The sequence below is a fragment of the Aeromicrobium sp. Leaf291 genome, from assembly GCF_001423365.1.
Lineage (GTDB): Bacteria > Actinomycetota > Actinomycetes > Propionibacteriales > Nocardioidaceae > Aeromicrobium.
In genome coordinates, this window is the sequence record NZ_LMNM01000001.1 from 1,429,677 (window position 1) to 1,443,226 (window position 13,550).

The 13,550-nt window shown below is 73.0% G+C and carries 14 protein-coding genes and 1 tRNA gene; 8 read left to right on the plus strand and 7 right to left on the minus strand.

Annotated features, from left to right (window positions below):
• The first annotated feature begins 7 nt into the window (after window positions 1-7).
• The 7 genes from kdpA to ASF35_RS18000 are packed head-to-tail and all read left to right on the plus strand — an operon-like array spanning window position 8 to window position 8,124.
• Window positions 8-1,678, plus strand: coding sequence for a potassium-transporting ATPase subunit KdpA (gene kdpA / locus ASF35_RS07160; protein ID WP_055964835.1), 1,671 nt, complete (start codon window positions 8-10; stop codon window positions 1,676-1,678).
• Window positions 1,675-3,711 carry a potassium-transporting ATPase subunit KdpB gene (gene kdpB / locus ASF35_RS07165; RefSeq protein WP_055964837.1) on the plus strand — a complete coding sequence of 679 codons (2,037 nt, stop codon included), beginning with the start codon at window positions 1,675-1,677 and terminating at the stop codon, window positions 3,709-3,711. Before kdpA ends, kdpB begins: the two co-directional genes overlap by 4 nt.
• Complete coding sequence (gene kdpC, locus ASF35_RS07170) at window positions 3,711-4,289, plus strand: potassium-transporting ATPase subunit KdpC (protein WP_055966314.1); 579 nt, start codon at window positions 3,711-3,713, stop codon at window positions 4,287-4,289. The genes kdpB and kdpC overlap by 1 nt, the downstream gene beginning before the upstream one ends.
• 4 nt (window positions 4,290-4,293) lie before the next feature.
• Complete coding sequence (locus tag ASF35_RS07175; protein WP_235499119.1) at window positions 4,294-6,783, plus strand: ATP-binding protein; 2,490 nt, start codon at window positions 4,294-4,296, stop codon at window positions 6,781-6,783.
• Window positions 6,784-6,810: 27 nt separating this feature from the next.
• Complete coding sequence (locus tag ASF35_RS07180; RefSeq protein WP_055964841.1) at window positions 6,811-7,182, plus strand: hypothetical protein; 372 nt, start codon at window positions 6,811-6,813, stop codon at window positions 7,180-7,182.
• A gap of 37 nt (window positions 7,183-7,219) precedes the next feature.
• A complete protein-coding gene (locus ASF35_RS07185) occupies window positions 7,220-7,900 on the plus strand; it encodes a response regulator (RefSeq protein WP_055964843.1) in 681 nt (226 codons plus the stop codon).
• 59 nt (window positions 7,901-7,959) lie between these two features.
• Window positions 7,960-8,124 (plus strand): hypothetical protein, encoded by a 165-nt coding sequence (locus ASF35_RS18000; RefSeq protein ID WP_156366896.1) that lies wholly within the window; start codon window positions 7,960-7,962, stop codon window positions 8,122-8,124.
• A gap of 4 nt (window positions 8,125-8,128) precedes the next feature.
• Here the strand turns inward: ASF35_RS18000 and ald are convergent, their stop codons facing one another.
• Window positions 8,129-9,247: an alanine dehydrogenase gene (gene ald / locus ASF35_RS07190; RefSeq protein WP_055964846.1), complete on the minus strand. Its 1,119-nt coding sequence runs from the start codon at window positions 9,245-9,247 to the stop codon at window positions 8,129-8,131.
• 111 nt (window positions 9,248-9,358) lie between these two features.
• Between ald and ASF35_RS07195 the strand changes: the two genes are divergently transcribed.
• Entirely contained in the window at window positions 9,359-9,835 is a 477-nt protein-coding gene (locus tag ASF35_RS07195; protein WP_056580318.1) for an Lrp/AsnC family transcriptional regulator, read from the plus strand.
• A 4-nt stretch (window positions 9,836-9,839) separates the two neighbouring features.
• Here ASF35_RS07195 and ASF35_RS07200 read toward each other — a convergent pair whose 3' ends face one another.
• The 6 genes from ASF35_RS07200 to ASF35_RS07225 form a co-directional block, all read right to left on the minus strand.
• On the minus strand, window positions 9,840-10,148 hold the full coding sequence (locus ASF35_RS07200) for a DUF503 domain-containing protein (protein ID WP_235497644.1): 309 nt from the start codon (window positions 10,146-10,148) through the stop codon (window positions 9,840-9,842).
• A 7-nt stretch (window positions 10,149-10,155) separates the two neighbouring features.
• Window positions 10,156-11,007, minus strand: a complete 852-nt coding sequence (locus tag ASF35_RS07205; protein WP_055964849.1) for an NAD-dependent epimerase/dehydratase family protein — start codon at window positions 11,005-11,007, stop codon at window positions 10,156-10,158.
• 45 nt (window positions 11,008-11,052) lie between these two features.
• Window positions 11,053-11,361: a zf-TFIIB domain-containing protein gene (locus tag ASF35_RS07210; RefSeq protein ID WP_055964851.1), complete on the minus strand. Its 309-nt coding sequence runs from the start codon at window positions 11,359-11,361 to the stop codon at window positions 11,053-11,055.
• Window positions 11,362-11,478: 117 nt separating this feature from the next.
• Window positions 11,479-11,554 (minus strand) — tRNA-Lys (locus tag ASF35_RS07215).
• 42 nt (window positions 11,555-11,596) lie between these two features.
• Window positions 11,597-13,249 (minus strand): NAD(P)/FAD-dependent oxidoreductase, encoded by a 1,653-nt coding sequence (locus ASF35_RS07220; protein ID WP_082495396.1) that lies wholly within the window; start codon window positions 13,247-13,249, stop codon window positions 11,597-11,599.
• Window positions 13,250-13,286: 37 nt separating this feature from the next.
• Window positions 13,287-13,472 (minus strand): hypothetical protein, encoded by a 186-nt coding sequence (locus ASF35_RS07225; protein ID WP_055964854.1) that lies wholly within the window; start codon window positions 13,470-13,472, stop codon window positions 13,287-13,289.
• Window positions 13,473-13,550: the final 78 nt, after the last annotated feature.

Genomic DNA, 13,550 nt, shown 5'->3' on the forward strand with positions numbered 1-13,550 from the left:
GCCGCCCATGTCCGACACCGTCTCCGGCCTCCTGACGATCGCGACGCTGCTCGCGCTCCTCGCCGTGGTCTACGTCCCGCTGGGCGACCACATGGCCCGTGTCTTCACCTCCAGCCGTCACCTGCGCGTCGAGCGAGCCGTCTACCGCGTCGGCGGCATCGACCCCGACGCCGAGCAGAGCGCACGCGGCTACGCGCTGAGCGTGCTCGCGTTCTCCGCCGTGAGCCTCGCGCTGCTCCTCGCCATCCTGGTCGGCCAGTCGGCCCTCCCGTGGAGCCGCGGTCTGCCCGGCATGCCGTGGGACATGGCCGTCAACACGGCGGTCTCGTTCGTGACGAACACCAACTGGCAGTCCTACGCGGGGGAGTCCACCCTCGGGTTCAGCGCGCAGGCGCTCGGGCTGACGGTGCAGAACTTCGTGTCCGCCGCGGTCGGCCTCGCGGTGGCCGTGGCGCTCGTGAGGGGTCTCGTGCGGACCGAGACGACCACGCTCGGCAGCTTCTGGGTCGACCTCGTCCGTGGGGTCGTGCGGATCCTGCTGCCGCTCTCCGCGGTGGCCGCGGTCCTCCTGCTGCTGGCGGGTGTCGTGCAGAACCTCGGCGACGTCACGGTCCGCACCCTCGCCGGCGGCACCCAGGTGGTCCCCGGCGGCCTCGTGGCGAGCCAGGAGGCGATCAAGGAGCTCGGCACCAACGGTGGCGGCTTCTTCAACGCCAACTCGGCCCACCCGTTCGAGAACCCGACCGCGCTCACGAACCTGCTCGAGATCTTCCTGCTGCTGGTCGTGCCCGTCTGCCTCACCCGCACCTTCGGGACGCTGACCGGTCGCCGGCGCCAGGGCCTCGTCCTCCTCGGGGTCATGAGCGTCCTGTGGGCCGGTTCCCTGGCCGTGACGACGTGGGCCGAGGTCGGTGGGCAGGGCCAGGCCGCCACGGCCGCCGGGGCGGCGATGGAGGGCAAGGAGACCCGGTTCGGGGAGTGGGCCTCGGCCCTGTTCGCCGTCTCGACCACGGGCACGTCGACCGGTGCCGTCAACGCGGCCCACGACTCGTTCTCGCCCCTCGGTGGCGGCGCGGTGCTGACGAACATGATGCTGGGCGAGGTGTCGCCCGGCGGCGTGGGCGCCGGGCTCTACGGCATCCTCGTGGCCGCGATCCTGGCGGTCTTCGTCGCCGGACTGATGGTGGGCCGGACCCCCGAGCTGCTCGGCAAGAAGATCGGCACGAAGGAGATGACCTTCGTGGCGCTCTACACGCTCGCCTCGCCCGCCCTGGTGCTCGTGGGCGTCGGCACGGCCATCGCCCTGCCGTCCAGCGTGGCGGCGATGGGCAACCCAGGCGGTCACGGCTTCTCCGAGGTGGTCTACGCGTTCACCTCGGCGGCCAACAACAACGGCAGCGCGTTCGGCGGCCTCACGGTGACGTCGACGTTCTTCCAGCTGACGCTCGCGGCGGCCATGCTTCTCGGCCGGTTCGTGCCGATCGTGCTCGTGGTGCTGCTCGCGGGATCGCTGGCACGCCAGCGACGCGTGCCGACCACGGCGGGCACGCTGCCCACCGACACCCCGCTGTTCGGGGGGCTGGTCGTGGGCGTCGTGCTCCTCGTCTCCGCGCTCACGTTCTTCCCGACCCTCGCCCTCGGCCCGGTGGCCGAGGCCCTGACAGGAGCCTCCCGATGACCCGCACCTCGGCCACCACCCCGCTGTCGCGGCAGCTTCTCGCGCAGCTGCCGGCCGCGCTGCGCAAGCTCGACCCGCGCCACCTGTGGCGCAGCCCGGTCATGTTCGTCGTCTGGATCGGCTCGCTCGTCACGACGGTCGCGGCGGTGGTCGACCCGAGCGTGTTCACCCTCGCCATCGCCGTCTGGCTGTGGCTGACGGTCGTCTTCGGCAACCTCGCCGAGGCCGTCGCGGAGGGCCGCGGCAAGGCGCAGGCGGATTCGCTGCGTGCTGCCCGCACCGACGTGACCGCCCGGCGGATCGACGCCGACGGCGTCGAGCAGGTGGTGGCCGGGACCGAGCTGCGGGTCGGCGACCGGGTCCGCGTGGCCGCCGGCGAGGTGATCCCGGGCGACGGCGACGTCGTCGAGGGAGTCGCCACCGTCGACGAGTCCGCCATCACCGGGGAGTCCGCCCCCGTCGTCCGCGAGGCAGGCGGCGACCGCTCGGCCGTCACCGGCGGCACGCGCGTGCTCTCCGACGAGATCGTCGTGCGCGTCACGGCTGCGCCGGGGGAGACCTTCCTCGACCGCATGATCTCGCTCGTGGAGGGAGCCGAGCGGCGCAGGACCCCCAACGAGATCGCCTTGTCGATCCTGCTCGTCAGCCTGACCATCATCTTCCTGCTCGCCGTCGTGACCATCGCGCCGATGGCCGACTACGCCGGAGCGCCCCAGCCGACCGTCGTCCTCGTCGCGCTGCTGGTCTGCCTCATCCCGACCACCATCGGGGCGCTGCTGTCCGCGATCGGGATCGCCGGCATGGACCGGCTGGTGCGGGTGAACGTGCTCGCGATGTCCGGCCGCGCGGTGGAGGCCGCAGGAGACGTCAGCACCCTGCTGCTCGACAAGACCGGCACCATCACCTACGGCAACCGCCGAGCGTCGAGGTTCGTGCCGGCCGAGGGCGTGACCCTCGCCGAGCTGACCGAGGCGGCGCGGGTGGCCTCGCTGGCCGACCTGACGCCCGAGGGCCGGTCCATCGTCGACCTGGCGGTCGCCGAGACCGGCGGCAGCGGCACGGGTGCATCCCTGCCGAGCGGCGCCGAGGCCGTCGAGTTCACGGCGCAGACGCGCATGTCCGGTGTGGACCTGCCCGACGGCCGCTCGTTGCGCAAGGGAGCGGGCAGCGCGGTGACCGCGTGGGTCGAGACGCCGCTGTCGCCGACCGTGACCGAGGCGATCGACGAGATCTCCCGCTCCGGCGGCACGCCTCTCGTCGTGGCCGAGCGGCAGGGCGACGCCGGGCCGGCCCGGGCCCTCGGCGTCGTGCACCTCAAGGACGTGGTCAAGGAGGGCATGGTCGAGCGGTTCGCGGAGCTGCGACGCATGGGGATCCGGACGGTCATGGTGACGGGCGACAACGCCCTCACCGCCCGGGCGATCGCCGCGGAGGCAGGCGTCGACGACGTGCTGGCCGAGGCGACGCCCGAGGACAAGATGCGCCTCATCCGCGAGGAGCAGGCCGGCGGGCGTCTGGTGGCCATGACCGGTGACGGCACCAACGACGCGCCGGCCCTGGCCGCGGCCGACGTCGGCGTGGCGATGGCGTCGGGGACGTCGGCGGCCAAGGAGGCCGGCAACATGGTCGACCTCGACTCCGATCCCACGAAGCTCATCGACGTCGTGCGCATCGGCAAGCAGCTGCTCATCACCCGCGGTGCGCTCACGACGTTCTCGATCGCCAACGACCTCGCGAAGTACTTCGCGATCGTGCCGGCCATGTTCGTGGCGGCCTACCCGTCGCTCGACACGCTCAACGTGATGCGGCTGGCCACGCCGGAGTCGGCGATCCTCTCGGCCGTCGTGTTCAACGCACTGGTGATCGTCGCCCTCATCCCCATCGCCCTGAAGGGGGTGCGCAGCCGCGCGGCCGACGCCGCGAGCGTGCTGCGCCGCAACCTGCTGGTGTTCGGCCTCGGCGGCGTCGTCGTCCCCTTCGTCGGCATCAAGCTCATCGACCTGCTCGTCTCTCAGATCCCAGGAATCGGGTGATCGTCGTGCTTCGCGACCTCCTTCGTCAGTCCTTCGCCGCCGCACGGGTGCTCCTCGTGCTCACGGTCCTTCTCGGCGTGCTCTACCCGGCCGCGGTGTGGGCGGTCGGTCGCGCCGTCCCCGACCGCGCCGACGGCAGCCTGCTGCGCGTCGACGGCCAGGTCGTCGGCTCCCGGCTGCTGGGTCAGACCTTCGAGGGACCCACGTGGTTCCACCCACGACCGTCGGCCGGCTCCTACGACGGCCTCGCGTCGGCCCCGTCCAACCTCGGCCCCTCGAACCCCGACCTCGTCGCCGCCATCGAGGAGCGTCGTGCCGCCGTGGCGGCCGAGGAGGGCGTCGAGCCCGCTGCCGTGCCGCCCGACGCGGTCACGGCCTCCGGCTCGGGCCTGGACCCGCACGTCAGTCCCGCGTACGCGGACCTGCAGGTGGCGCGGGTGGCGCGCGAGCGGGGCCTGCCCGTCGACCAGGTGCGCCGGCTGGTCGAGGAGGCGACGTCGGGGAGGGTCCTCGGCTACCTCGGGGAGCCCACCGTGAACGTCCTCGAGCTGAACGCGAGCCTGCCGGGTGCAGACTGAGTCCGTGCGCAGCAGCGGGTCGAGCGAGCCGGGACGCGGCTGCCTGCGCGTCTACCTCGGCGCTGCGCCCGGAGTCGGGAAGACCTACGCGATGCTCGACGAGGGTGCGCGGCGTGCGGCGCGAGGCACCGACGTGGTCGTCGGCGTCGTCGAGACGCACGGCCGACTGCGCACGGCGGAGCAGCTGGGCGACCTCGAGGTCGTGCCGCGACGCAGCGTCGAGCACGGTCGGACCACCCTCACCGAGCTCGACGTCGACGCCGTGCTCGCCCGCGCGCCGCAGGTGTGCCTGGTCGACGAGCTCGCCCACACCAATGCGCCCGGCTCCCGGAGCGCCAAGCGCTGGCAGGACGTCGAGGAGCTGCTCGAGGCCGGCATCGACGTCGTCACCACGGTGAACGTGCAGCACCTGGAGTCGCTCAACGACGTCACCGAGGCGATCACCGGTGTCCGGCAGCGCGAGACCGTGCCCGACTCCTTCGTCCGCGCGGCCGAGGCCATCGAGCTGGTCGACATGAGCCCCTCGGCCCTGCGACGCCGACTCGCGCACGGCAACGTGTACCCCGCCGACCGCGTGGACGCGGCCCTGTCGCAGTTCTTCCGCGAGGGGAACCTGGCAGCGCTGCGCGAGCTGGCGCTGCTGTGGCTCGCGGAGCGGGTCGACGAGGGGTTGGAGCGCTACCGGGAGCGGCACGAGATCGACGCGACCTGGGCCACGCGCGAGCGGATCGTCGTCGGCGTCACGGGCGGGCCGGAGTCGGAGTCGCTCCTGCGCCGCGCCGCGCGCATCGCGTCGAGAGGGACCGCGGCCGAGGGCGGTGCGCCGTGGTCGGCGCTGTACGTCTCGCGAGGCGACGGGCTGCGCCAGACCGGACCGGCCCGGCTGGAGGAGCTGCGACGGACGGTGCAGGACCTCGGTGGGTCCTTCCACACCGCGGTCGGCGACGACGCCGCGACTGCGATCCTCGACTTCGCCCGCGGTCGCAACGCCACCCAGGTGCTGATCGGCGCGAGTCGTCGCGGTCGCCTCTCCACCCTGCTGCGGCCGGGCATCGGGGAGACGATCGTGACCGAGTCCGGCGACATCGACGTGCACATCGTCACGCACGACGAGGCGCGCCGCCGTGAGGCGCGGGTGCGCGAGCAGTCGGCCCTGGGGCACCGGCGCACGCTCGCCGGGTTCGTCGTCGGTGTGCTCGGGCCGTTCGCCCTGGCGGCGCTGCTCCTCGCCACGCCCGAGCTGCACGGCCTGCCCACGGAGGCCATGCTCTTCATGGTGCTCGTCGTAGGCACGGCGCTGCTCGGCGGGCTGCGTCCGGCCGTGGCCGCGTCGCTCGTCAGCGGCGGGGTGCTGAACTACTTCTTCACGCCTCCCGTTCGGACGCTGCGGATCGCCACGGGCGAGAACGCGGTCGCCGTGGTGCTCTTCGTCCTCGTCGGCATCTCGGTGGCCCTCGTCGTCGACCGGGCGGCGCGGCTCGCGCTGCTGGCGAGGCGAGCCCGTGAGGAGGCCGCCACGTTGAGCGTCCTGGCCCACCAGCTCGTCCATGCGGGCCAGGACCTGGACCGGCTGCTGCGCACGACGGTCGAGCTGGTCGACGTCGACGGCGTGGTCCTGCGCTCGGTCGACGGCACGGTCCTGGGGCGCCACGGCGAGCTCGTCGGCACGGAGACGGTGGTCCCGGTGGGGACCGACCACGAGCTGGTCCTCGTCGGGGACGGCGCGCCGGGCGGTGACGACGCCCTGCTGGCCGCCGTCGTCGCCCACGTCACCGTGCTGCTGGAGCGTCGCGCGGCCTCGGCCGTGAAGGCCGAGCAACGGGTGCTGGCCGAGGGGGAGCGGACCAGGACGGCGCTGCTGGCGGCGGTCTCGCACGACCTGCGCACGCCTCTGGCCGCCGTCAAGGCGGCGGTGAGCAGCCTGCGCGACCCCGGCGTCCCCTGGTCCGACCAGGACCGGGCGGACCTCCTGGAGACGATCGAGGACGGCGCGGACCGCCTCGACGCCCTCGTCGTCGACCTGCTCGACATGAGTCGGCTCCAGACCGGTGCCGTGGTGGCCCGCACCGACCCGGTCGACGTCGGCGCGGTCGTGCAGCGGGTCGTGACCGGTGCCGGGGTCGAGGTGGACGTCCCCGACGACCTCCCGGAGGCGCGGGCCGACGCCGCCCTGCTGGAGCGTGTGCTGGCCAACATCGTCGAGAACGCGCTCAAGCACGCGGACGGGGCGACGGTGCGGGTCGACGCCACCGCGGTCGGCGGTCGGGTGGTGGTGCGCGTCGTGGACCGTGGTCCCGGCGTGCCCGAGCAACGTCGCGACGAGATGTTCGCGCCGTTCCAGCGTCTCGGCGACGTGCCCCGCGGCTCCGGCGTCGGGCTCGGCCTCGCCGTCGCGCGGGGCCTCACCGAGGCCATGGCCGGCACCCTCACGGCCGAGGACACCCCCGGTGGTGGCCTCACGCTCGTCGTCGAGCTTCCGAGGGCGGCCTCGTGAGTCGCGTGACCCGTCCATACTGGGCGCATGCCGACCGACGTGGACCTCGACCGCACCGAGAAGGCGATGCTGGCGATCGGTGGCTCGGTCGGGCTGTCGGCGCTGCTCGCGCCCACGGTGCTGCAGCGGGTCTTCGGCATCCCGTCCGACCAGCTGACGGGGGCGGGCTCGGTCGGGTGGCGCCTGTTCGGGGCGCGCAACGTGTACCTCTGCGTGAGGGCGCTCACCGGTCACCCCGACGGGCTCGCCGCGTTCGGGCCGTTGCAGGCCCTCGACCAGGCGGTCTTCTGGCACGCCTGGTCCACCCGGGCGGTGCCACGCCCGACCGCCCTGGCCGCTGCGCTGGCCTCCGCCTCCCTGGTGGCGCTCGACGTGCACCGGCGTCGGGGTGCGCGCTGAGCCGGCCCGTCGCCACGGTGGAGACGGAGGTGCACCGGTGACCGTCGTGCTCGCGGTCGACGACGACGCCGCGATCCTGCGCACCCTCGGCATCGCGATGCGGGCCCGCGGCTACGAGGTCGAGACCGTCGCGGACGGCAGGTCCGCGCTGCAGTCCCTCGCCGAACGGGTGCCCGACGTCGTGCTGCTCGACCTCGGCCTGCCCGACCTGGACGGGACGGAGGTGCTGCGCCGCATCCGCCAGACGTCGCAGGTGCCGGTCGTCGTGCTCTCGGCCCGCCACGAGTCCGACGACAAGGTCGAGGCGCTCGACCTCGGTGCCGACGACTACGTCACGAAGCCGTTCGGGATGGAGGAGCTCCTGGCGCGCGTCCGTGCCGCGGTGCGCCGGGCCCAGCCGACACCGGCCCCGGTGGTGAGGGTCGGTGACCTGGAGCTCGACGTCGAGGACCGCAGGGCTGCGCGTGCAAGTGAGACCGTCCACCTGACCCCGACCGAGTGGAAGATCCTCGAGGTGCTGGCTCGCGCGGAGGGGCGGCTCGTGCGCCAGAGCACGCTGCTGACCGAGGTGTGGGGCCCGTCGTACGAACGGGAGACCCACTACCTGCGGGTGTACCTCGCGCAGCTTCGCCGCAAGCTGGAGGACGACCCGGCCCATCCCCGGATGCTGATCACGGACCCAGGGCTAGGCTACCGCCTGCTCTCGGACCTGTCCTGACGCGATCTTGACGCCCCGCCCGCTGGAGCCTTGACGCCGCTCGGGAGCAGGCTCGAGGCATGACCTCGACCGCGCACCAGCACTCCCACCACACGCCGCCGAGCGAGCCGCGCCCGCCCCGGTCGTTCCACGAGAGCCTCGAGCTGTTTGGTGGCGCGTGGCTGGCCGCAGCGGTCACCACCGCCGTCGGCGGGGTGGCGCTGCTCGCACGCCTCGCGGCCTGAGGCCTCAGGCGGCCAGCACCCGCGCGACGTCCAGCGCCTCGAGGTCGAGCGCGTCGGCCACGGGGCGGTTGTAGAGCCGGCCGGCGTGCGCGTTCAGCCCGAGGGCCAGGGCGGGGTCGGCGGCCAGCGCCGCCTGCCAGCCGTGGTCGGCGAGCGCCAGGGCGTAGGGCATCGTGACGTTGGTCAGCGCGTACGTGGAGGTCCGCGGCACGGAGCCCGGCATGTTCGCCACGCAGTAGAAGACCGAGTCGTGGACCCGGAACGTCGGCGCGTCGTGGGTGGTGGGGCGCGAGTCCTCGAAGCAGCCGCCCTGGTCGATCGCGATGTCGACCAGCACGGAGCCGGGCCGCATGGCCGCGACCAGGTCGTTGCTCACCAACGTGGGAGCCTTCGCTCCCGGCAGCAGCACGGCGCCGATGACGAGGTCGGACGAGATGACCGTCCGCTCGATCTCGGCGGCGTTGGAGTGCACCGTGCGCACCCGGCCGGCGAACCGTGCGTCCAGCTCGCGCAGCCGCGGCACGCTGAGGTCCAGGATCGTCACGTCGGCCCCCAGGCCGACGGCCATGGTGGCGGCGTGCTCGCCGGAGACGCCACCACCGATGACGGTGACGGCCGCGGGCAGGGTGCCGGGGACGCCGCCCATGAGCACGCCGCGCCCGCCGTCCTGGCGCATCAGGTGGTACGCGCCGACCTGGGTGGCGAGGCGGCCGGCCACCTCCGACATGGGCGCGAGGAGCGGGAGGGAGCGGTCGGCGCGCTGCACGGTCTCGTAGGCGATCGCGGTGGTGCCGCTGTCGAGCACCGCGCGGGTGCACGCCGGGTCGGCGGCGAGGTGCAGGTAGGTGAACAGCACCTGGCCCTCCCGCATGCGGTGCCACTCCGGCTCGATGGGCTCCTTGACCTTCATGACCATGTCGGTGGTGCCCCACACCTCGTCGGGGTCGTCCAGCACGGAGGCGCCGGCGGCCCGGTACTCCTCGTCGGGCATCGAGGACCCCAGGCCGGCACCGGCCTGCACCACGACGTCGTGGCCGTGGGCGACCAGTTCGCGGACGCCCTCCGGCGTCATCGCGACGCGGTACTCGTGGTTCTTGATCTCCGTAGGAACGCCGATAAGCATGGACCTATCGTGAACTTTCGACTCGAAAGACCGCAAGAAACCTGAAGATCATTCTGTAGACTGCACCTCGTTCCGTGTGCTGACCGACTCCCAGCCCCGCGAGGTGGCGCCGTGCCGAAGGATGTTCGACCACTCGACGACGTCGACCGGCGGTTGGTCGCCCTGCTCCAGCAGGACGGCCGCCTCCCCAACAACGAGCTGGCCCGCCGGGTGGGCGTCGCGCCGTCGACGTGCCTGGGAAGGGTGCGGTCGCTCGTGGAGCGCGGGGTGGTGCGCGGCGTCCACGCCGACGTCGACCCGGCGGTGCTCGGGCTCGAGATCCAGGCCATGATCGCGGTGTCCCTGACGCGCGACTCGCGCACGTCGCTGCCGGACTTCGCGCCCGTCATGGCGTCGCGGGCCTACGTGCTGAACACCTTCTACGTGTCCGGCTCCTACGACTACCTGCTCCACGTGGGGTGCGCGGACACCGAGGACCTGCGCGACATCGTCAACGAGGTGAGCGGCCTGCCGCAGGTCGCGGGCACCGAGACCCACCTGATCTTCGAGCACCGGGCGGGTCGGGCCGCCACCTCCGCGGCGCCCTGAGGCGTCAGTCGAGGTCGTCGGGACGGACGAGCCGTCGGCGCACCGAGAGCAGCTCGAGCTCGGGTCGGGAGGCGAGCATCCGCTCGGCCCGGTCGAGCACGGACTCGGCGTGCGACCGGTCGCCCGAGGTGAGTGCGACCCCGACGAGTGCGCGCCGGTGGAGGTCGAGGTGGCCGACCTCGGCCACGGAGACCTCGAGCGCACGTCGCAGCTCGTGGACCACGGGCCGCACCACGCCACGCTTGGCCTTGAGCGAGTGCACGTCGCCGAGCAGCAGCTCGGCCTCCAGCCAGCCCACCCACATCCGCGTCATCGCCCGGTCAGGCGCGCGAGGCCCGCAGCTCGTCGACGAGGGTCGGGCGTGACGGCGTCCAGCCGAGGCTCCGCGCCTTGGCGCCGTCGGCCTGCTGGTCGAGCAGGAGGGCGTCGCCGAAGGCCTCGCCGAGCCGCTCGTGGACCGTCTCGGTGGTGGTGCCCGCCACCGCGTCCGCAAGGGCCAGTCCGAGGTCGCGCACGCTGGGGGAGTGGCCGCTGACGCCGAGCAGGTGTCCGTGGCCCTCGCCGGAGGTGAGGACGAGCGCGTAGAGCTCGGCGAGGTCGTCGACGTGCACCGTGGCCCAGTGCTGCTCGCCGCTGCCGACGAGCTCGAGAGCGCCCTCGCCGGTGCGCTGGGCGTGGACGAGGAGCTGGGGGATGCCCTGGTCCGGTGCGTGGACGACGCCCGGCTCGACCACCGTGGCGCGAACGTCGGCATCGAGCAGCCGCTGCTCGCGCTCGCGTCGCCAGGCCGTCAGGGCGGGTGGGGCCGGAGGGGTCTGCTCGGTGATCGCGTCGCCGTCGCCGTAGGTCCAGACCCCGCCGGTGTGGACGAAGGGTCGGGACGTCCCGCCGAACGCCGAGACCACGGCGTCGACGACCGCGTCGTCCAGGGCCGGCGACGTCGCGTCCCCCGGCGAGGCGGTGTGCACCGCACCGTCGTGCTCGCGCAGGGTCGCGGAGAGCCATGCGACGTCGGTGAGGTCGCCCTCGAGCGCCGTGGCACCCGCGGCCGCCACGGTCTCGGCCGAGTCGGCGCTGCGCACCACGGCCGTGACGTCGTGGCCGTCGTCGACGAGGCGGCGCAGCACGGCGCCGCCGATGAACCCGGTTCCCCCGGTCAGCAGGATCTTCATGGAGGTGTCAACGCCGAGCCCGACGCGACTGTTCCGCGGCGTCGGTCAGCCGAGGATCTCCATGAGCCAGTGCTCCTTCTTCTTAGGCTTGCGGTACCGGTCGCCCCGATACTTGTCGTCCCGGTACCGGTCGTCTGGGCGCTCGTAGCCGAACGTGCGGTCGTCGTCGCGGTGCGCGACACGGGGCGCCGTCGGGGGAGCGGGAGCGGGGGCGATGTCGGTGGCGACGCGATCGAGGATCTTGTCGAGCTCGCCGCGGTCGAGCCACACGCCTCGGCACTCGGGGCAGTAGTCGATCTCGACGCCGGACCGCTCGCTCATGGTCAACGTGGCACCGTCAGTGGGGCACTTCATGGTGGAACCTCCTGCCGGGCACAACGTCCGGGAGGTGGTGTCGGTTCCCGCGCCGCTGCGGCCGGCGAGACCGGGGAAGAGCGACGTGGCTCCGAGCGATGCTCGGAGCCACGTCGGTGGTACACCCCCTCGGACTCGAACCGAGAACCCATTGATTAAGAGTCAATTGCTCTGCCAATTGAGCTAGAGGTGCGCGCGAGGAAGTACATTACCAGCCGTCCTCGGCGTGACGAAATCAGGGGCGACGGCCCAGCATCTCGAGCAGCGCGTGGGCGGCGTTGTGGCCTCCGATGCCGCTGACCGCGCCGCCTCGTCGTGCGCCGCTGCCGCACAGCAGCACCCGGTCGTGCGCCGTCGCCACGCCCCACCGCTGCGCCGGGGAGTCCGCCGGCTCGTCGTCCTCGAGCCACGGCCAGGCGAGGTCGCCGTGGAAGATGTGCCCGCCCGGCATCGCGAGCGCGGCCTCGACGTCGGCCGGGGTCTTCACCTCGACGCCCAGGACCAGCGGCTCCAGCGGCTCGGCCAGGTGGGCGTCGATCGCTGTCAGGAACCGGCGGTACTCGCGCTCGGCCGCGCCGTCGTCGAGCAGGTTCTCGTAGGGCGTGTGCAGCCCGAAGTACGTCAGCGTCTGGGCCTCGGACGCGGCGAGCTCGGGGCCGAGGATCGAACGGTCGGTGAGCGTGTGGCAGTAGAGCTCGCCGGACGCGAACGGCTGCTCGCCGTGCGACGCCGCGACGTGCAGCGCCTCCACCTGGCTCATGGCCTCGTCGACGTGGAAGGTCCCCGCGAACGCGATCCGCGGGTCGTCACCCGAGCGCAGTCGGGGGAGGCGGGACACGAGCAGGTTGATCTTGAGCTGCGAGCCCGAGGGATGGTGCCGAGGGGGTTCGTCGTCAGGCTGGGGCACGAGGTCGTGGAGTGCCGACGGTGCAATGCCGCTGAGGACCCAGCCGGCCCTGACGAGGAAGGCGCCGTCGCCGTCGTCGCCCTCGACCGCCACCCAGTGGTCCTCGTCACCGACGGAGGGGTCAGGGCCCCACGGCGTCACGGCGTCCACCTCCGCGCCGGTCATGAACCGGACCCCGGCGGCCCGGGCCGCCCGCTCGAGCTCTCCTGTGACGGCACCCATGCCGCCGACGGGCACCCGCCACTCACCCGTGCCGTTGCCCACCAGGTGGTAGAGGAAGCAGCGGTTCTGCGCGAGCGACGGGTCGTGCAGCGACGCGAACGTGCCGATGAGACCGTCGGTGCCCACGACGCCGCGCACGAGGTCGTCGTCGAAGCGCCGTTCGAGCGCGACCCCGAGCGGCTGCTCGACGACGTCGGTCCAGACCTGCTCGTCGACGACCGGACCGAGGTCGGCGCGCCGGGGGAGGGGCCGCAGGACGGTCGGGGCCACGGCGTCGGCCAGCACCGCCACCTCGCCGTAGAACGCCTGCCACGCCTCGAAGGCGTCGTCGGAGCCGGTCAGCCTGCGGAACGAGGCACGCGTGGCGTCGCCCTCGCCGGTCTCGACCAGCAGTCCCCGGGCCTCGCCGTCGCGCTCGTACGGCGTGTACGACGCGGTGTCGCGCGAGCGCAGCTCCAGCCGCAGGCCCAGGTCGTCGACGAGCGCCTGCGGCATGAGGCTGACGAGGTAGGAGTACCGCGACAGGCGGGCGTCGTGCTCGGGAAACGTCTGCGCGCTGACCGCCGCGCCGCCCACGTCGTCGAGACGCTCGAGCAGCAGCACGTCGAGCCCGGCACGGGCCAGGTAGGTTGCGGCGACGAGGGCGTTGTGCCCGCCGCCGACGATCGCGACCTCAGCGGTGACCTGGCGCTGGGCCTTCCCGTCGCCAGTCGTCGCGTACCAACCGCTGCCTGGTCGGCCGAACCATCTGCTCACCATGCACCAAGCCTGCCAGTCCGGTGGACCCCTGGGCAGGTCAGCGGTGCGGGAAGCCCTTGCCCTGGTCGATCTGCCGTCGCACCTCGCGCAGGGCCCGTGCGACCTCGGGGTCGGTCTCCTCGTGCCGCCGCGACCGTCCGAGCAGGTCGGTCTGGTGCTGCAGCACGAGCCAGGCGACCACGAGCGCCGCCACGACCACGCCGGTCAGGATCCACCACCACATGCTGCGACCGTACGGGAGTGCCGCCCGGAGCGGAACCGTTGCGCGGTCCGACCGGACTGGCGGGCAACGCACCGGGTT